At 43.7% G+C, this 21,841-nt stretch carries 18 protein-coding genes, 1 tRNA gene and 1 other annotated feature; of the genes, 6 read left to right on the top strand and 13 right to left on the bottom strand.

All coding sequences use genetic code 11. The annotated features are described in order from the left end of the window. Nucleotides 1-76: 76 nt before the first annotated feature. The 4 genes from HMPREF9243_RS10105 to HMPREF9243_RS00210 all read right to left on the bottom strand — a co-directional run bounded on the left by HMPREF9243_RS10105 (nucleotide 77) and on the right by HMPREF9243_RS00210 (nucleotide 4,173). Nucleotides 77-1,503, bottom strand: a protein-coding gene (locus tag HMPREF9243_RS10105; RefSeq protein ID WP_101560582.1) for an IS3 family transposase whose coding sequence is annotated in 2 segments (ribosomal slippage) — nucleotides 77-993 and nucleotides 993-1,503 — 1,428 coding nt in all. Because the reading frame shifts where the segments join, the coding sequence is not laid out codon by codon here. Between the two features lie 96 nt (nucleotides 1,504-1,599). Next, nucleotides 1,600-2,076, bottom strand: a complete 477-nt coding sequence (locus HMPREF9243_RS00220; RefSeq protein ID WP_013669129.1) for a threonine/serine exporter family protein — start codon at nucleotides 2,074-2,076, stop codon at nucleotides 1,600-1,602. After that, entirely contained in the window at nucleotides 2,069-2,875 is an 807-nt protein-coding gene (locus HMPREF9243_RS00215; protein ID WP_013668714.1) for a threonine/serine exporter ThrE family protein, read from the bottom strand. Before HMPREF9243_RS00215 ends, HMPREF9243_RS00220 begins: the two co-directional genes overlap by 8 nt. Before the next feature lie 584 nt (nucleotides 2,876-3,459). Continuing rightward, entirely contained in the window at nucleotides 3,460-4,173 is a 714-nt protein-coding gene (locus HMPREF9243_RS00210; protein ID WP_013668995.1) for a glycosyltransferase family 2 protein, read from the bottom strand. Nucleotides 4,174-4,341: 168 nt separating this feature from the next. Between HMPREF9243_RS00210 and HMPREF9243_RS00205 the strand changes: the two genes are divergently transcribed. Next, complete coding sequence (locus HMPREF9243_RS00205; protein ID WP_013670112.1) at nucleotides 4,342-5,037, top strand: YoaK family protein; 696 nt, start codon at nucleotides 4,342-4,344, stop codon at nucleotides 5,035-5,037. 26 nt (nucleotides 5,038-5,063) lie between these two features. Here HMPREF9243_RS00205 and HMPREF9243_RS00200 read toward each other — a convergent pair whose 3' ends face one another. Then, nucleotides 5,064-6,008, bottom strand: coding sequence for a DNA/RNA non-specific endonuclease (locus HMPREF9243_RS00200; RefSeq protein WP_013669193.1), 945 nt, complete (start codon nucleotides 6,006-6,008; stop codon nucleotides 5,064-5,066). 189 nt (nucleotides 6,009-6,197) lie between these two features. Here HMPREF9243_RS00200 and HMPREF9243_RS00195 point away from each other — a divergent pair, with 189 nt between their 5' ends. Then, a complete protein-coding gene (locus HMPREF9243_RS00195) occupies nucleotides 6,198-6,746 on the top strand; it encodes a cysteine hydrolase family protein (RefSeq protein ID WP_013669493.1) in 549 nt (182 codons plus the stop codon). Between the two features lie 217 nt (nucleotides 6,747-6,963). Here HMPREF9243_RS00195 and HMPREF9243_RS00190 read toward each other — a convergent pair whose 3' ends face one another. Beyond that, nucleotides 6,964-8,160 carry a hypothetical protein gene (locus HMPREF9243_RS00190; protein ID WP_013668465.1) on the bottom strand — a complete coding sequence of 399 codons (1,197 nt, stop codon included), beginning with the start codon at nucleotides 8,158-8,160 and terminating at the stop codon, nucleotides 6,964-6,966. Between the two features lie 31 nt (nucleotides 8,161-8,191). Continuing rightward, nucleotides 8,192-9,382 (bottom strand): amidohydrolase family protein, encoded by a 1,191-nt coding sequence (locus tag HMPREF9243_RS00185; protein WP_013669636.1) that lies wholly within the window; start codon nucleotides 9,380-9,382, stop codon nucleotides 8,192-8,194. A gap of 192 nt (nucleotides 9,383-9,574) precedes the next feature. Further along, nucleotides 9,575-9,780, top strand: a binding site (T-box leader). 136 nt (nucleotides 9,781-9,916) lie between these two features. Between HMPREF9243_RS00185 and HMPREF9243_RS00180 the strand changes: the two genes are divergently transcribed. Further along, on the top strand, nucleotides 9,917-11,098 hold the full coding sequence (locus HMPREF9243_RS00180; protein WP_013669945.1) for an argininosuccinate synthase: 1,182 nt from the start codon (nucleotides 9,917-9,919) through the stop codon (nucleotides 11,096-11,098). A 341-nt stretch (nucleotides 11,099-11,439) separates the two neighbouring features. Then, entirely contained in the window at nucleotides 11,440-12,621 is a 1,182-nt protein-coding gene (trpB, locus tag HMPREF9243_RS00175; RefSeq protein WP_013669775.1) for a tryptophan synthase subunit beta, read from the top strand. 524 nt (nucleotides 12,622-13,145) lie between these two features. On the opposite strand, the gene HMPREF9243_RS00170 is transcribed toward trpB, so the two are convergent. Further along, the gene (locus HMPREF9243_RS00170) at nucleotides 13,146-14,291 is read right to left on the bottom strand and encodes an ArgE/DapE family deacylase (RefSeq protein WP_013669053.1); all 1,146 of its coding nucleotides are present in this window, start codon (nucleotides 14,289-14,291) and stop codon (nucleotides 13,146-13,148) included. Nucleotides 14,292-14,566: 275 nt separating this feature from the next. On the opposite strand from HMPREF9243_RS00170, the gene HMPREF9243_RS00165 reads away from it, so the two are divergent. Then, nucleotides 14,567-16,117: an L-lactate permease gene (locus HMPREF9243_RS00165; protein WP_041705717.1), complete on the top strand. Its 1,551-nt coding sequence runs from the start codon at nucleotides 14,567-14,569 to the stop codon at nucleotides 16,115-16,117. Nucleotides 16,118-16,257: 140 nt separating this feature from the next. Next, entirely contained in the window at nucleotides 16,258-16,647 is a 390-nt protein-coding gene (locus HMPREF9243_RS00160) for a YrhK family protein (RefSeq protein ID WP_013668880.1), read from the top strand. Between the two features lie 389 nt (nucleotides 16,648-17,036). Here the strand turns inward: HMPREF9243_RS00160 and fucO are convergent, their stop codons facing one another. The 5 genes from fucO to HMPREF9243_RS00135 all read right to left on the bottom strand — a co-directional run bounded on the left by fucO (nucleotide 17,037) and on the right by HMPREF9243_RS00135 (nucleotide 21,841). Continuing rightward, nucleotides 17,037-18,188 (bottom strand): lactaldehyde reductase, encoded by a 1,152-nt coding sequence (gene fucO / locus HMPREF9243_RS00155; RefSeq protein ID WP_013669327.1) that lies wholly within the window; start codon nucleotides 18,186-18,188, stop codon nucleotides 17,037-17,039. A 547-nt stretch (nucleotides 18,189-18,735) separates the two neighbouring features. Next, nucleotides 18,736-18,808: transfer RNA gene (locus HMPREF9243_RS00150), tRNA-Lys, on the bottom strand. A 145-nt stretch (nucleotides 18,809-18,953) separates the two neighbouring features. Continuing rightward, nucleotides 18,954-20,327 carry a replicative DNA helicase gene (gene dnaB / locus HMPREF9243_RS00145; RefSeq protein WP_013668584.1) on the bottom strand — a complete coding sequence of 458 codons (1,374 nt, stop codon included), beginning with the start codon at nucleotides 20,325-20,327 and terminating at the stop codon, nucleotides 18,954-18,956. A gap of 148 nt (nucleotides 20,328-20,475) precedes the next feature. Next, nucleotides 20,476-20,928, bottom strand: a complete 453-nt coding sequence (gene rplI, locus HMPREF9243_RS00140) for a 50S ribosomal protein L9 (RefSeq protein WP_013669284.1) — start codon at nucleotides 20,926-20,928, stop codon at nucleotides 20,476-20,478. 133 nt (nucleotides 20,929-21,061) lie between these two features. Continuing rightward, nucleotides 21,062-21,841, bottom strand: coding sequence for an ABC transporter permease (locus HMPREF9243_RS00135; protein WP_013669816.1), 780 nt, complete (start codon nucleotides 21,839-21,841; stop codon nucleotides 21,062-21,064).

The following is a 21,841-nucleotide window of genomic DNA, read 5'->3' as shown; positions in this document are numbered from 1 at the left end:
ATTTACTCAGAAATTTAAACTTGTCAAGAGGAAGAGCGTAGCGGCTCTTGATAAGTTTAAAGTTTATGTGTAATCATTAAGCGGCGAAAGAAGCGTGATGAAGACGAAATTCTATAGGACTCCTAAAATCTAATTTTTCTTTGATTCTTTCACCATTGTAATAGATTATAAAATCTTCAATCGCTTGTGCTAATTCTTCAAAGGAATGATAAGTCCGACCATAGTAGACTTCTTGTTTTAGTAGACTAAAGAAATTCTCCATTGGCGAATTATCTAAGCAATTTCCTTTACGAGACATACTTTGAAAAATTCGGTGATCCTTCAAGAGCCGGGTGTAACTTTTCATTTGATAGGCCCAGCCCTGATCAGAATGAAAGGTTCTTCTGTATGGACATAATTTACTTGCTTCAATGGCAGCTTGTAGCCCCTCCAACATGCTTTGTCCATTAGGCTGATGTGTTATCTTAAAAGAAATAATTTCTCGATTAAATAGATCCATGTAAGGATCTAAATAGAGTTTTCCAGTTTGATAATTCCCAGAATCATCGGCATAGTAGTATTTAAATTCTGTTGTGTCTGTTGTTATTTTTTGATAAGGAATGGTCGAATCAAACCGCCGGTTGATACGATTTGGCGCTATCTCTCCAATCGTTCCTTTGTAGGAATTATATTTTCTTGTCTTTCTAGTATAGCTAGTGACCTGTATCCCCATAATTTTCATTAGGCGTTGAACTTTGTTTTTACTGACCTTATAACCACGGGAAAGCAGTTCAGCTCGCATTCTTCGATAACCATAATCCTTATGGGTTTCTCTGATGTCTTTCATTTCCTCTTTTAAATCGGCATCCTTATCAATTTCCTCATCTTTATTTTTCCAATAAAAGTAGGTCGATTTAGGAAACTTTAAAACGCTAAGAATATCTTTTAAAGCATATTTTTCATCATGGAGACGTGTGATTTCGGTCACTATTTCTTCTTTTCTCGCTTGACTCTTTGAGCCACACGTCTCCTCAATCCTTTTAAAAATTTGTTCTCAATTTCTAAATCCGTAATCCGTTGTTCAAGTTCCTTTATTTTTGCTTCACTTAACTGATTGGTTTCGCTGCTATCCTTTATTTGATTGATTTGTGATTTCTTTTTAGACACTTTAGGTGGCCTTCCTTTCCTCGCGGAAAGGCCATCAAGTCCTCTTTCATGATAAGCTCTTCGCCAATTAGCGATTAGACTTGGATTATTCATGTTTAATGAATTGGCCAATTCGCGATAACTCATTTCCGTACTTTCATACAATTCTATCGCATTTAATTTGAATTCAACAGTATAAACCTGTTGAGTCCGCCTTTTCTTTAAACCATCTACACCAAATTCATAATAGTTATTAACCCACCTTCGTAAAATAGAAGGATCTATTCCTGCTTTATTAGCTAAGGTTCGATAACTTCCTTTTTTCGCAATATAGTCTCCTACTAAATTCAGTTTAAATTCTAATGAATATTTAGACATAAAAATAACCCCCAAAAGTTGAATTCTTAGTCCAACTTTTGGGGGTCACTACAAGACCCTGAAGAGGTCTCGAGCCGGCCTTTTTTATGTGAATCGCTACTTAAATTTCATCCGGCGGTTACGGCGAATAAATTTAGGTAGGTGTTGGTTAAAGATGATAGATACCAAGGTATCAGTAGTAAAAACCGCTAAGGCAATGGCTAGGGCAATAAAGAGAGTGGTCGATAATTCCGACAGCCCCCGAGACATATCCCCTTGGAAGAGGAAGAAGGCGGTCCGGTACATGCCACCCCCAGGCACCAAGGTAAAGAAACCCGGGATAAAGAAGACCGTCACCGGTTCATGGAAGAGCCGGGCAAACCAGTGAGACATCCCAGCAATCAAAAGACCGGCAATATAGGTAGCTAAAACCGTTCCTACATTGAAGAAGTCCAGGCACAATAAATACAAGGCCCAGCCAGCGGTATCAATAATTGAGGTTTTTAAAATCATCTTACGGGGTTCTTCGACAGAAATGGAGCAAGAAATACCGACAAAGTAAGCAGCAATCAGTTGGATAAGATAATTAGACATGTGATAACCCCCCTAAAATCGCTAAGCCGACCACGGAGCCAATAGCAATCATCAAGGCTTCAAAGAAGGCCTCCATGGCCCGAGCCGACCCCGCAATATAGTCTTCCCGGAAAATATCCCGCAAGGAGTTCGTAATCGCCGTCCCCGGCACCATGGGCATAAGGGTAGCCACAATAACGGTGGCCACATTCATTTCTGGAAAGAGATAGAAGAGCATTAAATAAGCCGCCAAAGTGACTACCAAGGACTGGATCACATTGGAGAGGGCGTGGTTGATGTAATACTTATCAGTTAGGATGGTCATCAAGGAGAGGATCAATCCATTTATTCCGGAAGCAATAAATTCTACCAGCCCACCTTCAAATAAAATCGAAAAGCTTAAAGCTAAGCCAATAATTCCCAAGGAAGATACCCAGGTTGAATATTGATTGGAGGCTTGGCGGATGATGGTGAGCTCTTGGTAGGCTTCATCCATGCTGATCTTGCCACCAAGCAAGGCCCGGGAAACGGTATTCACCTTGGAGATCTTATTGAGATTATTGGACCGGGAAGTAATCCGCTTGATCCCAGCAAAGCCCCCGCTGGCATAATTAGGGTCATCTAGAATGGCATAAATACTGGTAGAGAATGAGACCGCAACGGCATAGGAAGCCTTGGAATAGGTCAAAATCCGGTTCATGGTATCCTCCACCCGGTAAGACTCTGCATTACTCTCGCACATGATCTGTCCGGCTAAGAGAGCAGTTTCTAGAATCTTCTTTTGCATGGTTGGTGTTTGCTTAGTGGTTCTTTCTTGCAATTGAGCACCCCTTTTCTAACTTTTCCCATCGATTGTAACATATCTAGGAAAAGATAGGAGAAATTAGCCCCCGAAATCTCCTCCCCTTGCACATCTGCCTCAAATTAAACAAGTCAAAAGAAAAAAGAGGTCATGACCGTAGCCACAACCCCTGTAATCATACTGATATTAAGCTTCTTTATTAAAACACTTTTTCTAATCTTAGGGAAGAATTTTCTAACTGTAACAAGGTATTTTTAATAATTTTCATAATACTATGTAACGCCTAGTAGCGAGATACGGCCTTAATTGGCATTTGGATCACCTTAACCTTTCTGTTGAGAAATGATTGGGCTTAATTCCAAATCCTTCACTCCCTTCCTCGAACAAAGAAAAAACGAGCTCAATTACAAGAAGCTCGTTAAAATCTCTTTATTCACTGGTGTTAAAAAAGGCAATAGCTCTCCTCGAAATCCAAGCACACATGTGAACGTCTTATGCTTAAAAGTCACCATGACCGTCACCTCTTCATCGGCTTCTACTGTGGAGAGTTACTGTAATTTCATTATAGCCAGACTCCCCAGATTTGTAAAAGGATAAGCTAACTAAATCAATTCATCCTCACCCGACCGCTTGCCATCAATCAGGACCTTGGCAATCCGCCAGCTATCCCGAAAAGGATGGTAGTGGGTGGTCCGGTCGTCTTCATAAACCGTCTCAATGGTCTCTTCTAAATAAGGAAGTTCCCGCTTAGCCATCACGATCAACATATTCATTTCATATTCAAACTTAGACCCTGGTAAGTCCATCAACCAAAGCAGTTCCTTGGCATTGATCCCCCGCAAGCCGGTTTGGGTATCGGTAATCCAATAGCCAAAGAGCCAGTCGAAAAGGCGGGTAGTGGTTTTATTGCCCAAACGACTCAAAAAGGGGACCTGGTCTTGGTCAAAATCCCGCTTACCTAAAACAAAGGAGACATCAGGATGGTCGACCAAAATTTTCCCAATATTTAAGACATCTTTTACAGTGTGTTGTCCGTCTGCATCGGCCGTAACAAAGCCCTTGTAGTCTTGACCATGTTTCAATTCATAGTCGAAGGCGGTCTTTAAGGCAGTCCCCTTGCCACGATTAACGAGATGGACCAAAAGGTCGACCCGGTCACGCTCAGCAAGTTGGTCGAAGACAGGTTGGCAGTCTTCTGGGCTCCCATCATTGACGACTACCACTTGAGGAACCCCGGCTTGGAGCAATTGGTCAACATAAGTAACCAGGTCTTGATTGGGTTTATAGGCTGGAATAATCACCGCAAATTCTTGCATACATTAGACTCCTTATGGCAAAATTCTTAGCTTCTATTATGGCACAGTTCCCCCTAAAAGTGAATTTTCAAAGCGGATCTTAAGGAAAATTCAGCATTTATTGCATTATTTTAGTCCTAAAGCTTATAATGCTAAGTGGAAAACAACGAAACGAAAGGATGCGATCCCATGAAAAAAACACAAAAACTGGCTGAAAAGCTGTTCTTTTCCTGTTTACTGACCATGTCTAGCGGGGGACAAACAGCTTATTCTTATCTAAACCATAAGGGGGTTTTTGCTGGTTTTCAAAGCGGTAACCTCATCCGCATGGCGGTCAACTTGGGACAGGGGCATTTTGCTGACTTACCGCCCTATTTCGTCTCGATTATTTTCTTCATGATCGGCACGGTCCTGACCCGCATCCTTCATTTTCATTATTATGATCCCTCTCACGAGATCAGACGCAATGCCCTGGTCTTGATGATTTCCTTTTTAGCCATGGCTGTCGTGGCTTGGATTAGTCAAACTGGCCACCACCTGCTCGCCACGGCTTTCTTGACTATTTCAACTGCAGCCCAATTTGAGGAATTCCGCTCGCTGGAAGGGACTAACTACACCCCGACCATGATGTCGGGTAACTTTAAACGGCTCACCGAAAACCTCTTTGACTACTTTCTCTATCCCAACGCCACCGTCAAAGCTAGCGCCAAAAATAATATTTTTTATTTTATCGCTATTATTCTCTCCTACTTTACTGGCGTCTTAGCCATCAGTCTGGGACAAAATTGGCTAGGCATCTGGACCATTTTCATTCCCATGACACTCACAGCTCTAGGCATCGGCATCCTCTTCCTTCAAGCCTACACTAACCATAGCCAGGCCTAGGTGCTTATAGAAGTAAAGCGATTCACTTAGTAGCTTAAGTCTCCACTTGTTTGCGGTCCAGCGGGGCCTTGGCTCTCACCGGTCAGGTAATCAATAGTAATTCCGGGTTGGCGGTTAGGGACAAAGATATGGAAGTGGACTTGCCCCTGGTCTTCAATGGAGTAGCCTTCCATATAAACCCCAGAAGCTAATTGGTTAAACTGGTTAAAGACTGGCGTCACCCGGTATCTGACATGGTGGTTGGTCTCTTCAATATAGGCCGCCACATAGTTTTCAATCGGTAGCATGCCTTCAGTATTAAACCAACGCGTTCCTGTCATCAAATTCTTAGCATTGGCGTTCTCACCGGTTAACTGGTAGCCGATCAAATGGCAGCGGTTATAGAGCCAGCCACCAGGAACATTGACGTAGGACTTTTGCCGCCAACCGGTAGGCGTCACACTGGTCAGGGGCTCGCGGGCATCATCGGGCATGAGTTCCATCCCCAAGAGACCTTCAGCCCCAGTCACCCGCTGCAAGAAATCTAAGTCCCCGTAGTTAGCATAGGCAGTTGTCAACTCCAATTCACTGCTGGTAAAGAGGGGGACATTATTATTGACCACCAGAAAAGTCTGTCCCTCTGGCACCTGGGGAATGCTTTGATGGATTTCTTTGCGTAGGCTTTGGACCTCTTCATCACTAGGTCTGACTGGCGGACTGGCTTGATTTTCTTTAGGAAAGGGGGTCTCTTTTTGAGACGCATTTTCTTCTTTCTGACTTGAAGAAGACTGGGATTGGCTGGGATCCTCTCCTGGATCATTAGTGACTTGAGGCTCCACATAAAGGGCCAAAGCTACTACAGCAATAAGGAAAAGACCAGAAATAATTTTTTGTTCTTTTTTTGATCGTTTTTTCTTGGACCGGTTTTTCGGTAGGACAAAGGCGGTTAATAATAGTAAGACCACCACCATAATGGCTAGCAACCAGGACATCTTATCACTCTCCCTTAAAAAAGCATAAGCGATGATTACTTAAAAGGCAATTATTCTTCTTTTCGGGCGAAAACTGTCCCAATCTATTACTTTCTGGTTACAAAAATGACTTGCTAGCCTCACAATACAAAGGCATGCTTTATAATAAGGAAAAGCATTTACAAAAAGTACCTTTTATGGAGGATTACAATGAAGAGAGCCTTAATTAACGTCGACTATACCAATGATTTTGTGGCGAGTGATGGTAGTCTCACTTGCGGAGAACCTACCCAAGCCATTGAAGGGGCCATTAGTCGCCTCAGTGAAGAATTTATCCAAGCCGGAGACTTCCTCGTCTTTGCCATTGATGCCCACCATAAGGGCGACCCCTATCATCCAGAAACCAAGCTCTTCCCACCCCATAATATCGTGGGTAGCCACGGTCAAGACCTCTATGGGCAATTAGCTCAGGTCTATGACGACAACAAGGAAAATAGCCAGGTTTACTACATGCCAAAAACCCGCTATTCAGCCTTTGCGGGAACCGATTTATTGATCAAATTACGGGAACGCCATATTGAAGAGTTGCATATTGTGGGAGTCTGCACCGATATCTGTGTCCTCCATACCGCCATTGATGCTTATAATTTAGGCTTCAAGATCGTTATCCATAAGGACTGCGTGGCCAGCTTCAACCCTCAAGGACATGAATGGGCCCTCAACCATTTCAAAACTTGCTTGAATGCTGAAGTGATTTAAATGCTTCCTTGAATGAACCTGCCTGGTGTTTTTGGGATAGGCCTGCTGAAAAACCATGGTTGTGGTTCAGGATAAAGACCCTTACCCAAAGGACATCCAAATCGACCTGCGACAAAAGTTTAAAAGGCCTTAGTAGAAAATTAAAACTGAGCTCCTTTCCTTATTTTCCAGGAAAGCGCTCAGTTTTTTTGCTTGTATTAAATTGTTGGTCAGCCACTTATCCCATAGCAGCTAACATTGGCGAAAGTATACCAGCCAAGACCACTGAAGCGATCGATACGGTCACAAAGCCAGCAACCAACATTTGTGGTTGAATGCGCTCTAAAATGATTTGACGTTCCTCATGTTTTTCGGATAGCGCATTCGCCACTTCCACCGGGACGATATAAGTTCCTGGAAAGCCGAAAAGGGCTGAAATCCCAATTCCCATAGCTAGCCAAGTAGACATCTTCAACCATTTACCTGCTAGGCTAGCAAAAATCACAATACCGATAGTCCCTAACCCTAGGGTGATTAAGATCACGGGCAGTAAACTGATCAAGACATCAGCAGTCGCATTCGCTAAGCCACTAATAACGACCACAGTTAAAGAAGCCATGGCTAAACCATTAGAATTTGCCTTGTTTAAGGGATTGCTTTCTAAGAAGCCCAGTTGATGGGCTAACACCCCAAAAATTAAGGCAAGAATATTTTGGTCCATTAAGTTATAACCAACTAAGCTTTTTACGGCTTGGGAAATAAAGACAGCCAGAGAAGCCACTAAGGCTAATTTAGCTAAGTACCATTCATCCGATTTTAAATCCTCGTGAATGTCGCCAATAATATGTTCGCTTGCCTCCTGCTTTGCTTCAGTCTGTAAGGAGGTTATTTTCCCTTGGCGATAATCGCTTAAAATCCTTTGCCCTTCTCGTTTTAAAACAAAGGAAGCTACCGGATAACCCACAAAACCTTGGACAACCACTAAGAGTGAGGCTAAGATCTGCAATTCGCTCAAACCGATATCTGCAGCAGTTTGTCCCATTTGAATCCCTGCAATAATTCCACCGGCAATTGGCGGAGCCGCAGTAAAAGCAGCCGGACGACCAACCATGAACTGGCCAATCCCAACTACAAAAGCTACAATACCTAATATTGCTGCTATCGCTACAATAACTACCCGCCACTGTTCCAACAATTGACGAATATTCATCGACGTTCCTAAGTGAACTAAAATCGGTGGAATCAACATGGTTCCCAGTGCTTGTAGGTTAGAATCAGCAAAAATCGTCCGCGGCAGTCCTAAAGCAAAGGCCAGGACGAAGATAACTGAAACCGAGAACAACATCGACACAATACTCTTCGTTTTCACAGCGATAATATTACCAATAGCGATGGCAAGCATAATCAAGGTAAAGGCATAGATAGCATTCATCATATCACTCCCCCTAAATCAATCATCAATCCCTTTAAAATTGGCGTTGTCCTTTTTTATAAACGGCCTTATCTTCTTCTTGAACTGCTTTTATGTCAGTTAGGGGGTTGTTTTTGAGGACTAAGAAGTCAGCGTACTTATCAGGTTCTAGTGACCCATAGTCTTGGTCAATATTCATAAATTCAGCGGAGTGATAGGAGGTCATTAAGGCTTGGTAAGGGGTGCGGTCGAGTAAATCAACCATTAACTCCAATTCCTTAGGGACCATGTCAAAGCCGTTGAAAGGAGTACCTGCATCGGTTCCTAAACCCATCTTCACCCCGGCATCCCAGGCCTTCTTCAAGTTTGCAAGTAAGTCATCTAAGGCATTAGCGGCTTTGACCACTTGGAAGTCTGGGAGAACTTCTCCGCCCTTGGTGGCAATGATCCAGTCAGCTATAATTGTCGGATTAATATGGATGCCTTGAGCGACCATCTTTTCAATATCTTCATCATCACAGTAGAAGCAGTGTTCGATCCCGTCAACCCCAGCAGCAATTGCGTTCTTAATCCCTTGCGGCCCTTCGGCATGGGCAGAAACAGTCCGGCCTTTATGATGGGCCTCCTCAACCGCTACCTGCATTTCTTCTACAGAAAGTTGCGGTTGGAACATGTGGTCGTCTTCAGTCATTACCCCACCAGTCGCCATTAACTTGATTGTTTCCGCGCCATTTTTCATTCCTTGGCGAATCGCGTGGCGCATAGCATGAGGATCATCAACTAACCAAGAAAAATTCGGCATGTCCCCATGACCACCCGTCATGGAATAAGCCCGGCCAGAGGGCATGATTTCTGGAACTTGACTAATTTTTCCCTGACGTTCTAAGCGTGCCATGGTGATATCAATATCATAAGCAGCCCCACATTCACGAATATAAGTTACCCCAGATTTTAAGCAAGTTTGGAGATTATCCAAGGCTAAAACGGTGGTTTGAATCATATTGGCCCCTAAACCAGAATCCAAGGCATGGGCATCCATGGTCATATGAGTATGGGCATTGATCAAGCCCGGCATGACATAAGCCCCGTTGAGGTCGACACTTTGGTCAGCAGCTGGCGCTTGCCCACTCCCCATTTCCGTGATCCGCCCACTAGCCTCATCTACGACAAACCAGGCATCTTCTAGTAAATTTTCATCTTTCCCGTTAAAAACATTGGCATGTTGATAGACAGTTTGTGTCATCATTATCTCTCCTTCACTTTTATTTTTTGCTCGTAAAACAGCAAATGAATAGTGCTATTCTATCGTAAATAAAGCGAACAATTCGAATTATTTTAAATAGACTGACAAATAGATTGTGGCAATTAAGAATATAAACAATTTATAAATATATTTGACAATTATTTTAATTGTCCCTATAATAATCTCAAATTAATCATAGAATCGATGAAGCAAAGAGTACCGCTAGAGGATTTGTAAAGTGAGGAACGTTAGTGGAAAGTTCCCAAAGACCTAGTGGGAAACGCATTGCTGAGATGACTTAGTGAATCCTTAGCTAAGTCCGCCACCCAGGCGTTACCATGTCAAGCATTGCAAGTATTTTGCGATATTAGAGTGGTACCGTGGATAAGTCCGCCTCTTATTAGAGGCGGGCTTTTTTCATTTTATCCCTCAATAAAGATTCGATGAGAGTTTTGGTCCTAGCCGGCTAAAGGGCTCCATAACAAGAGAAATTTTATAAATTTAAGGAGGATTTTCCATGAAAGCAAACGTAAAAAAGTGTTACTCGCCTATTCCGGAGGCTTAGATACCTCAGTCACCATCACTTGGTTAAAAGAAAATTATGATAACTGTGAAGTCATCGCCATGACTGCCAATGTCGGCCAAGAAGATGACTTTGATTTCATCCATGACAAGGCCCTTCAATGTGGGGCTTCCAAGATTTATATTGAAGACCTCCGCCAAGAACTCATTACCGACTACATCTACCCGGCAGTCCGTGCGGGGGGCAAGTATGAAAATAAATACCTCTTAGGCACGGCCCTAGCCCGTCCATTGATTGCTAAACGGATGGTAGAAATCGCCCACCAAGAGGGTTGCGATGCTATCGCCCACGGTTGCACCGGTAAGGGAAATGACCAGGTCCGCTTTGAACTAGGGATCCGGGAATTCGACCCAGATATGACAATCATCGCTCCGTGGCGAGAATGGGAAATTTCTTCTCGGGAAGAAGCCTTTGACTACGCTGAGGCCCACAATATTCCCCTCCCCATCACCCGGGAAACCAACTATTCCAAGGATGAAAACCTCTGGCACCTCTCCCATGAAGGCCTGGACTTGGAAGACCCTAGCCAAAAACCTGACTATGAAGCCATTTTAGAGCTAGGTGTGAGTCCCAAACAAGCTCCCGACCAAGCCACTCCGATCACCATCGACTTTGAAGCGGGTAACCCAGTGGCCGTTAACGGGAAGAAGTTAGATCCTATTGCCTTAATCCAAACCCTCAACCAATTAGGCGGGGCTAATGGGATTGGTATCCTCGACTTGGTGGAAAACCGTTTGGTAGGCATGAAATCCAGAGGGGTCTATGAAACTCCAGGGGGCGCCATCCTCTTCCATGCCCATGAGAAGCTCGAAGAACTGACTCTGGACCGAGATACCTTACACTTTAAGCAAATCTTGGCCCTCAAATACAGCGAACTTATCTATAATGGGCTCTGGTTCTCCCCACTCCGCCAAGCCATGCAAGCCTTTGTTGACCATACTCAAAGTCACGTCAACGGCCAAGTCAAACTGGAACTCTACAAGGGCAATATCATTGATGCTGGGGTAAGCAGTCCGGATAGTCTCTACCGGGAAGAACTAGCCACTTTCAATGAAGATTCCATTTACAACCAAAATGACGCAGAAGGCTTTATCAAGCTCTTCGGTCTGCCTCAAAGCGCCCGGGTCAAGAAGTAAAACTGGGTTTTGGGAAATAACTTTAATAAATTAAAAATATAATTCATAAATTTTAAATTTACGCTTGACCTCACTTGGAAAACTGGCTATGATATTAGCAAGATTTAACAAGGAGGTCACATCATGAAGAACACATTCCAAAGCTGGCAAAAATGGCATAGGAAGTGAGCGAACTTTTATCGGTTTAGACTCACTTTATTTACCTTGAAATAAAAGGAGTCTATGCCGAGTGTGACCAAAAAACACGACCGCATAGAAAGTCTATGCGGTTTTTTGTCGTCTCCATGCGTCTTAGACTCCAAGTAAGCACAGTTTAAAAATAAGATTTGGAGGAAATCGAGATGACAGAAATTAATAATGGTTTTTATGGTGAATTTGGTGGCTGCTATGTCCCTGAAGTGGTGAAGGAAGAATTGGACCGGATTGCCGACTTCTATGAAGACATCAAGGACGATCCCGACTTCAAACAAGAACTGGCCCTTTACCTACGCGACTATGTCGGTCGGGAGAACCCGCTCTACTACGCTGAGAACTTCAGTAAGCATTTAGGCGGACCCAAAATTTACCTCAAACGTGAAGACCTCAACCACTTAGGCGCCCACAAGGTCAATAACACCATCGGCCAAGTTCTCATCGCTAAACGCATGGGCAAGAAACGGCTCATCGCTGAAACCGGAGCCGGCCAACACGGGGTGGCAACAGCAGCCGTCGCCGCCAAATTTGGCCTAGACTGCACAGTTTACATGGGGCAAAAGGATGTGGAGCGGCAAAAATTAAATGTCTTCCGAATGGAACTGATGGGAACCAAGGTTGTTGGCGTCAAACGTGGGGCCCAATCCCTTAAAGAAGCCGTCGATGCTGCCTTTGAAGACCTGATTGACAATTACCAAGACACCTACTACCTAGTGGGCTCAGCCGTTGGTCCCCACCCTTACCCCAGCATGGTCAAGCACTTCCAAAGTGTGATTAGCCAGGAAAGTAAGGCCCAAATCCTGGAACGTGAGGGTCGCTTACCCGACGCAGTAATCGCCTGCATCGGGGGCGGGTCCAATGCTATTGGTTCCTTTGCCCATTATCTCGATGAGCCGACTGTCAAGCTTTACGGCGCTGAAGGTGGTGGAAAAGGCCTAGACAGCGATCAAACGGCAGCCACCTTGAATCTAGGATCGATTAAGATCGAGCACGGCATGAATACCTACTGCCTAGTTGATGAAGAAGGCAATACCAAGCCAAGTTATTCCATCTCAGCCGGACTCGACTATGTGGCTGTAGGACCGGAACACGCCTATCTCAAGGACAGTCACCGGGCTGAATATATCGCCATCACTGACGATGAAGCCCTGGCTGCCTTCCAACTGCTTTCCCGCACAGAAGGGATCATCCCGGCCCTGGAGTCCTCCCATGCCCTGGCCCTGGCTGCAAAATTAGCCCCTGAATACAGCTCCGATCAAATCCTTCTCGTCACCCTATCTGGACGCGGCGATAAGGACGTCGACCAAGTTCTTAGAATACTCGAAAGCTAAACTTGAGAGTTCGACAAGCGCGTCAGAAGGCAAGATCGCTGGAGCGAAAAGTCGACGCATTCACGTAGAGAATTCGTCGACTTTTCGTGAAGAGGACGCTTGCCTTGCGCTTGGAGCAGGTTTGGATAGAGTGCGACAAGCGCAAAAAAGAGCAAGACCTCTGGAAGAAAATACCATAAGCACAGGAAACTGTGCGTTGGAATTTTCTGAAGAGGACGCTTGCTCTGCGCTTGGAGCAGGTTTGAACAGAGTGCGACAAGCGCAAAAAAAGAGCAAGATCTCTGGAAGAAAATACCATAAGCACAGGAAACTGTGCGTTGGAATTTTCTGAAGAGGACGCTTGCTCTGCGCTTGGAGCAGGTTTAGAGAAAGTGCGACACTCACAAGAAAAGACGAAACAGTTTATAACTAATTATTCTTAAATCAATAAGACATTTTCTTCCTCATTAAAAAACGAAGCCATGGAAAATGCCTAGCCCCCATAGGAGAGTGGGAGCCAGGCAAGTAAGGCTTCGTTTTTATTTTTATTCATCAAAATAATTTTTGATGATTGCTTTAACGTGGTCAATAAATTGAAGATAGTCTTCTACTTTAATGTGTTCATCTTGACTATGGGCTAAAGCCAAGTCACCAGGTCCATAAATGACCATATCAAAGTCCTTATCCACTTGAGTAAAGTTAGAAGCATCAGTCACAGCATTAAAGCTGGTCACTTCTGTCTCTTCACCCAATTCTTTTAGGCAGGCTTGGACTAATTGACTATCATCCGGTGTATAGACAGGCGAACTATCTTGGGTCACTTCCAAACTCAGTTCACCGTCGACTTGACCGTTAACTTCTTCAACAACATTTTCCAATAAGTCAATAATCTTGTCATTAGAGTATTCAGGAATGGTCCGGGCATTGGCCTTCACAATAGCTGTTTCTGGAATAGAGTTCTCTTGACTCCCGCCCTCAATCACGGTAAAGGAATGGAGGGTACGTCCCAGAACATCACTTTCATAGTCATTAGTGACTTGATTCATTTTTTCTTGGATATGGTCCATGGCTTGACGCAGCAAGTCAATGGCATTAATCCCTTCTTGTGGAGTTGAAGAGTGGGCTGCTTGACCACTCGCTGTCAGTTGATAATTCAAGGACCCTTTATGGGAAGTATTGATTTCCCCAGGATTAACCGGTTCAGCAATGAGGATAGCATCAATATCTTCAGTATACCCAGCATCCGTCAGGGCCTTGGAACCTAGCATCCCAATCTCTTCGCCAGCTGTTCCTAAGAAGCGAATACTACCTGGGAGTTCATAGCCTTCTTCTTTCAGTTCAATCAGGGCTAAGGCCAAGCCAAGAAGACCAGCCTTCATGTCAGAAGTTCCTCGACCATACATGTAATCATCCACAATTTCGCCACTGAAAGGGTCATGACTCCACTCTTGGGCATCATCAGCAGCAACCACGTCAAAGTGTCCAGTTAAAGCCAAAATCTTGCCTTCATCACCGCCTTGCCACTCGGCTACTAAGCTGGCCCTTTCATCATCATGGTCAACCAACTTCGTTTCAATGCCAGCTTGGTCAAAGACTTCAGCAAAAGTTTCTGCTAATGGTTTTTCTTTGCCATTAACGGTTTCTGTTTGGATAATTTCCTGTAGTAATTCCACTTTCTTATCAATTGACATTCAATTCCTCCTATTCAATCTTTTTACCGACGATAAATTCAATCTATCATAAAGATTTTCAAAGATAAACCAATTACCATTGAAAAAGCCAATCAGCCCGTTTTATTTTTTATCTGATAATTTCTATGTTAAGTTGAATTCTGAATAGTCACAATTTTAAAGCATAACAAGAAAGGAAGTGATGAAATGGGAACAGATCTACCCCTGTCGATAGGGGCCTGGCTAATTGCCATTCTTCCCATGCTACTCATGATGTTAATGTTGGTCGTCTTGCAGTGGTCTGCTGTCAAATCAGCATTAATTTCTTTAATTATCGGTTTAATTACCGGCATTTTTTCTTTAAGTTACCCTTATATGGTTTATTGGTTTCCCTCGGTCAAGGGGCCTGGGATACAATTGAAATCATTATGGTCATTTGGACCGCCCTATTATTTTACCAAGTCTGTAAACACGCAGGCGCTTTTGAAGCTATTAAAGAAGGCATCACGAATAAATCGACCAATCATCTTTACCTGATATTAATGTTCGGTTGGGTCTTTGCCTCACTATTACAAGGCGTTTCTGGTTTTGGGGCACCTATCGCCATAGTGGCGCCATTATTAGTAGGAATTGGAGTCAAACCCGCTTTTGCGGTCATTATTGCCCTGACCTCCACCGCTTGGTCCAACCTCTTTGGGTCCTTAGGCATTGCCTGGTCCACGACTCTGGGGCTAGTCAATATTGAAAATGAACCCTTGACCTTATTATATACGACGATTTTATTATTTGTTTCAGATATTATCGGTGGTTTCTTTGTCGCTTGGATTTACGGACGCTGGCAAGCTATTAAAGAAGGGCTACCGATTATCCTGACCATCTCAGTCATTCATGGCCTGGGGCAGATCCTGGTCGCCCAATTTAATACCGAAATGGCTGCCGTCCTACCAGCTATTCTAGCTATGGGAGCAATGATTCTCTTCGCCCGGATTGATTTTTATCAAGAACCTTCCGAAGAAATTACTGTCAGCAATTCTCCAATCATGCAAGATGACTTTGACGATGATGATGGTGGAGAGGAAAATACTGGAAAACTGACAATTAACCAAGCCTTTGTGCCCTTTTATTTATTAATTGCTATATCCTTAATCATGTTAGGCATACCAAGCATCGCCAACTTCATTGAACAATTTCAAATTTCTTTACTATCCTATGATAGTTTTTCCACGGGCTATCACTTTGTAACCGAAGGTACTCAAGCTTATTCACCCATTGCCCCTTTAACCAGTCCTGGCTTTTATTTATTACTCAGTTCCATTGCTGCCTGGCTCTGGTACCGTTACCATGGTAGCTACCAGGACAAGCAAGCCTTAGGTAAAGATATCACCCAAGGAGTTGTTGGTGATGCCATTACACCAAGCTTGACTACCTTGCTTTTCCTCATGTTAAGTCAAGTCCTAGTCAATTCTGGGCAAAATACCGTGATTGCTATGGGTATCGCCAGTGTCTCTTCTCCAATCATCTATGCTGGCCTGTCGCCATGGATTGGAACCTTTTCATCCTTTATGACATCGTCAACGACTTCAGGTAATATTTTATTTGTTCCTATCCACAGTAGTGTGGTACAATCGATGCCCCAACTCAGTCTCAATCAGATGATAGCCAACCAATCAGCAGCCTCATCTGTAGGAAACTGTATTGGTCCCTCTAATGTGGTCTTAGGCGCGTCAACAGCCAAGGCAGAAGACCAAGCCGGTGTCATTTATAAGTGGGGAATTATTTACACTGTCCTAGTCAATATTGCCTTTACCCTGCTCGCTATCATCATGCATCTTTTCCTACCCCACTAAATAATTAGTCAAAATAAAATGTAATTACTTAAAGAGCAGGAGCTTATGAAGGGCCCCTGCTCTAACTATGCATAAGGAGGATTTTTAATGGCGAAATTAGAAAGAAAACCTATGAACCCAATTCTGAAGCAGAGGACATCGTGGTAAAGCTCGGTCCCCTGCGTTTATATTTTCAGAATGTCTATACCATTATTTCATTAATTAATGATATTTTTAATGATATTTTTACCGGGAGCCTTTATTTTATCGGTTCCATTTGTAACTTCTTTGGGGCACCCGCTATTTATGGCAATACCCTCTTTTTAATTGGGGGCTTCTCTTTTGTCATGCGACCGATTATTAAACTCATCCATAATATTCATATCTATAAGCAAGATAAAGTTAAACGCCAACGTGATGAAGCGCGAATGAACCCCGAAAAAGTCTTCCAAATCCACCATAGCCAAGCCAGTCCCGAACAAGCAGGCGACTATTTGGGAGACGCCTACAACCATGAATACTATGAGGACGATGATTATCAATCCCATTAAAAAAGCCCCTGTCGCATGGGGAGGGTTGCAACAGAAGCGGTATAAGATAACCTTTTCTCAAACATTAAATAATTTGCCAATCATTTAAAGAAGGACACTTGAGAAAATAGAGGTCGAATAATCTTACACTCTTACTTTAGCATTCGATTGTAAATTTATAGTAAATATTAGATGTTGTTTATGTAAATAAATAGACAAAAATACATTTTTTATTAGAAAAGGTCCATTAGCAAGTCAAATTTTCTAGACCCGCTACAGGCAGGGTCTTTTTTAGATAGAAAGAGCTAGCCAAAAAGAGTAATGATAGCGAATTACTATCCAAGCCTTACTCTAATGGGCTAGCTGTATTCGAATGACCACAATAAATATAAGGGAGATTAAGATAAGTTTTACATTAAGCTTTCATAGAGTTCGATCACTTCATCTAATTGGGCGGGACGTGGGTTACCTGGGGTGCAGACATCAGCCATAGCATCCTTAGCCACTAGCGGAATATCCTCTTCCTTCATCCCTAAGTCACTTAATTTAGCAATCATACCAATATCTTCAGCAATGGATAGGGTGGCTTGACAAGCAGCTTCACGAGCTTCTTCAATGGTCATTTTATCGGTGTCTTTGACCCCTAATGCCTTGGCAATATCCCGGAATTTTTCACCCGTATAGTCTTTGTTATAGCGCATCACGACCGGCAGAAGGATCGCATTGGCTTGACCATGAGGAATGCCATACCAAGCACTTAGGGGGTGGGACATCCCATGAACCAGGCCTAAACCGACATTAGAATAACCCATAGCTGCAATATATTGAGCGCTTGCCATATCTTCTTTAGCCTTAGGGTCACCGTCCACTGCCTTGCGGATCGAGCGACCGATCATTTCAATAGCCTTGATGTGGACCATGTCACTCATTTCCCAGGCTCCTGGGGTAATGTAACCCTCAATAGCATGAGTCAAAGCGTCCATCCCCGTTGCTGCCGTTAACTTCTTAGGCATGGACATCATCATTTCACTATCTACGAAAGCCACATCAGGAATATCATTAGGGTCAACACAGACAAATTTACGCTTATTATCGGTGTCAGTAATCACGTAGTTAATGGTGACTTCAGCCCCAGTTCCTGCTGTAGTTGGTACCGCAAAGGTCATCATGGCCTTATTTTTAGTAGGGGCGGTCCTTTCCAGAGAAACCACATCAGCAAATTCTGGGTTTTCGATAATGATTCCGACTGCCTTAGAAGTATCCATGGAGGATCCCCCACCAATAGCAATAATGCAGTCCGCACCGCTTTCCTTCACAAAGTCGACGCCAGCCTTCACCGTATTGACACTTGGGTTGGCTTCCACTTGGTCAAAAACATCATAAGCAATATCATTTTCATCTAATAAATCGGTTACGCGCTTAACCACACCAGCATCCACCAGACCCCGGTCAGTAATGATAGCAGCTTTGGTCAAATTCTTGCCGTGGAACTCTTCAGGAATATGTTGAATCGCTCCCGGCCCAAAGTAAGAACGTTCATTAAGAATCATACGATAAGGCATGATAAAACTCCTTTCAAATTTTCTTTTGTGTATCCGCTTTCATTTATTATGTTATATGTTTCACATGGAAAAGTAAAGCAATGTTTTAAAGGGCTTAAAGAACCAAATTATGGGAGTTAAGACCATTGTATGTGACTTAATAGTCGCGCTAAAAACCTATAAATACGAAAAGAGGTAGCCTATTGAAATACCCAAGGAAAATTTTCATCAGATACCCACAAGCTACCCTTATTCGAATGACCACAATGAATATGGTATAGTGACAGCGAACTGTCACCTCTATATGTTACAACTTTCACATGAAAAAGTAAAGAAAAATTTTGCTTAAGTCAATAAAACCACTTTTAATAACTCTTCATTCATTCGCTTAGGTAAGCCTCTTGGGGGCAAATTTTAAAGGAATATATTTGACTAAGTCAACCATGGAGGTAGAAAGATTTTGCCCCATAAGCGTCCAAGTAAGGGCTGAGCGATACTTATCTCAAGATACAAAAACAGCGCAATGACAAGCTTTTCAAAGACTTGCTATTGCGCTGTTTATTCAGTATGGATCCTGAGGGGCTCGAACCCTCGACCCACGGATTAAGAGTCCGTTGCTCTACCAACTGAGCTAAGGATCCGTTGACTACCTTTATAATGTTACTCCTGTTTGACCTAAAATGCAAGACTTTTTTTCATTTTAGGGGGAAAAAGTAGCCATAATTCGCAATTTCCTTATAGGATAGCGGAATTTCAATAAAATTACTTCCAATCAAAGCTCAGTGATTAGACCATTTCTTCATCCCTAAAGCTGACGGAAGAGAATTTATTGAACTCTTTGGTAAAGATCAACTTGACGGTTCCCCGAGCGCCGGCCCGGTTCTTTTCAATGATGACTTCAATAATATTATTCTCTTCATGGTCTTCGGCCTCTTCCCCGTCTTCGCGTTCATAATAGTCTTCGCGGTAGAGGAAGGCCACGATATCGGCGTCTTGTTCAATGGATCCCGATTCCCGGATATCACTGAGGACTGGGCGTTTATCCTGTCTTTGTTCTACGGACCGCGATAATTGGGATAAGGCAACCACGGGACAAGACAGTTCTTTGGCTAATTTCTTTAATTGCCGGGAAATTTCAGAAACCTCTTGTTGGCGGTTCTCGCTCCGCCGGCTTCCTTCAATCAACTGCAAGTAGTCAATCACAATCAGGTCCAACCTGCCCTTATCTTGATAAAGGCGACGGGACTTGGCCCGGATTTCTGCCATCCGGTTACCGGGGGTATCATCAATATAAATTTCCGAAGACCCCAGGGCTCCCATAGCCACAATTAAGTCTGACCACTCTTGTTCCAGCAGTTGCCCCGTCCGCAAGCGACCAGCATCAATACTCCCTTCAGCGCACAGCATCCGGTTAACCAAGGATTCTGCCCCCATTTCAAGGGAGAATAGCGCCACAACTGCATCCTGCTTGGTAGCCACATTTTGGGCGATATTTAAGGCAAAGGCGGTCTTCCCTACCCCGGGACGGGCGGCGATAATAATCAGTTCGTCTTCATGTAAGCCCGCTGTCATCCGGTCTAAATCCGGATAGCCTGTCGCTAGACCGGTAATCGATTTTTTATTCTTGGATAATTCTTCAATGGTATCCAGTGAATGGTTCAAAACTTTACCAATATGGACAAAGCCACTCCGGTTACGGCTCTGGGACACATCTAGAATTGCCCGTTCCGCATGGTCCAAGATATCCATGACATCGGACTGTTCTTCGTAACTCTCCCTAGAAATCTCATTGGAAGCATGGATTAATTTTCGTAAGATCGATTTCTGTTCCACGATCTGGGCATAGTATTCGGCGTGGGCTGCTGTTGGGGTATTGGTCGCCAGTTCGAAGAGGTAGTCTGCCCCGCCCACATTATCCAACATGCCTTGACTTAAGAGGCTGTCCTGAACGGTAATCACGTCAATCCCCTCTTGGTCTTCGTTCAATTGCCGCATGCTTTCAAAGATGAGTTGGTGGGCCCGTTTATAGAAGTCTTGGGGTTCAACGTATTCATTGACAGCAGGAAAAACCTCAGGATCTAAAAACACCGACCCTAAGACTGCCTGTTCCGCTTCAATACTTTGAGGCGGAATGCGCTCGATTAAATGTTCATCTGCCATCGCTTCAGACCATCCTTTCTCATCCGATCCCTACTATTATACATGAACTTTTGCGAATACCATATACTAATCCTTCTCTGTCAAAAAGACAAGAAAAAGAGCCAGTGGGTGAAATCCCCCGGTCCTGGCTCTCAAAGCTTGCGACTAATTATTCTTCAACAATATGAACGCGGATAGTCGCTTCCACATCACTATGTAATTTAACCGGCACATTCCGGTAACCGAAAGCCCGGATTGGTTCAGGCAGGTCAATTTTACGTTTGTCGACCTTGATGTCATATTGTTTCTTCAAAGCTTGGGCGATTTGCTTAGAGGTTACCGAGCCGAAGAGACGACCGTCTTCGCCACCCTTGGCTTTGACTTCTACGACAGTCTCTTCATCTTCTAATTTTTTCTTCAGTTCTTTGGCTTCGGCCAATTCTTCAGCAGCTTCCTTGGCTTGGGCCTTCTTCTTCCCTTCTAAGGCAGAAACGGCTGACTTGGTCGCTTCCTTAGCTAAACCCTTTTTGAAGAGAAAGTTTTGTGCATAGCCGGTATTCACCTCTTTGATCTCGCCTTTTTTACCTTGGCCTTTCACATCTTGTAGAAAAATGACTTTCATTGTTAAGCCTCCTTGTGTAATTTTCTTTGTCTCATAGCTAACAGGCTTTGAGTATTGGGCCTGTTCACGAATAAACATAATCTTATTCTAATAAAGAATTAACCAGAGCTCAAGCTTTGGCCTTGTCTTCCACTTACTTATCGGAGGAATGCCGGCGAATCAAGAGCTCGCGCTCGGTAAAGAATTTCCGATAAGTGAGTAGAGAAGACACAAAAGTGGTAATCGCCGCTGTCGATAGGGTCATGAACATGACAATACTTTGATAGAGGACCGCTGTCATGGGGTCAACGCCCGCAAAGAGCAGTCCCATCATCATGCCAGGCAAAGTCACAATCCCAGTAGTCTTAGCGCCGTCAATGGTCGGAATCATTCCATCAGCAATGGTTTGCCGAATCAATCCCTGTGACGCTTGCCGAGGACTTGCGCCCAATGCCAAGCGTTCTAAGATGACTTGCGACTGGTCACTAAAATAGGTCAACAGGTCCGAGAAGACTAAGCCTACCGCATTCATGGCGTTACCAATAATCATCCCGGAAATGGGAATCACTTGGGACGGGGTCCACTGTACTGCGCCTGAACCCACGAAGACAAAGAGCGTCACCCCTTCTGTCACCATCAGGGTCACCAGAGCAATCCAAAAGCGCCCCTTGATCTGCCCACCGCGCTTAGAGGCGTTCCAAGCCGCGATTACTAACATCACCAGTAATAAGAGGGCAGATAAATAAAAATTATCCTTAGTAAAAATAAATTGAAAAATCAATGCGGCAATCGACAATTGGATAACAATTCTGATCCCCGCCGTCAAGATCGCCTTCTCTAACTTCAATTGGTTAAAATAAGAAATCGCTAAACTAATCAAAACTAAAGAAAAAGAAAAGGCTAGAGCTATTGGGGTCATACTTACATTTTCCAT

It is taken from the genome of Aerococcus sp. Group 1, assembly GCF_000193205.1.
GTDB lineage: Bacteria > Bacillota > Bacilli > Lactobacillales > Aerococcaceae > Aerococcus > Aerococcus urinae_A.
The sequence above is the reverse complement of the archived record's forward strand: the minus strand, read 5'-3'. Positions and strand labels throughout refer to the sequence as shown.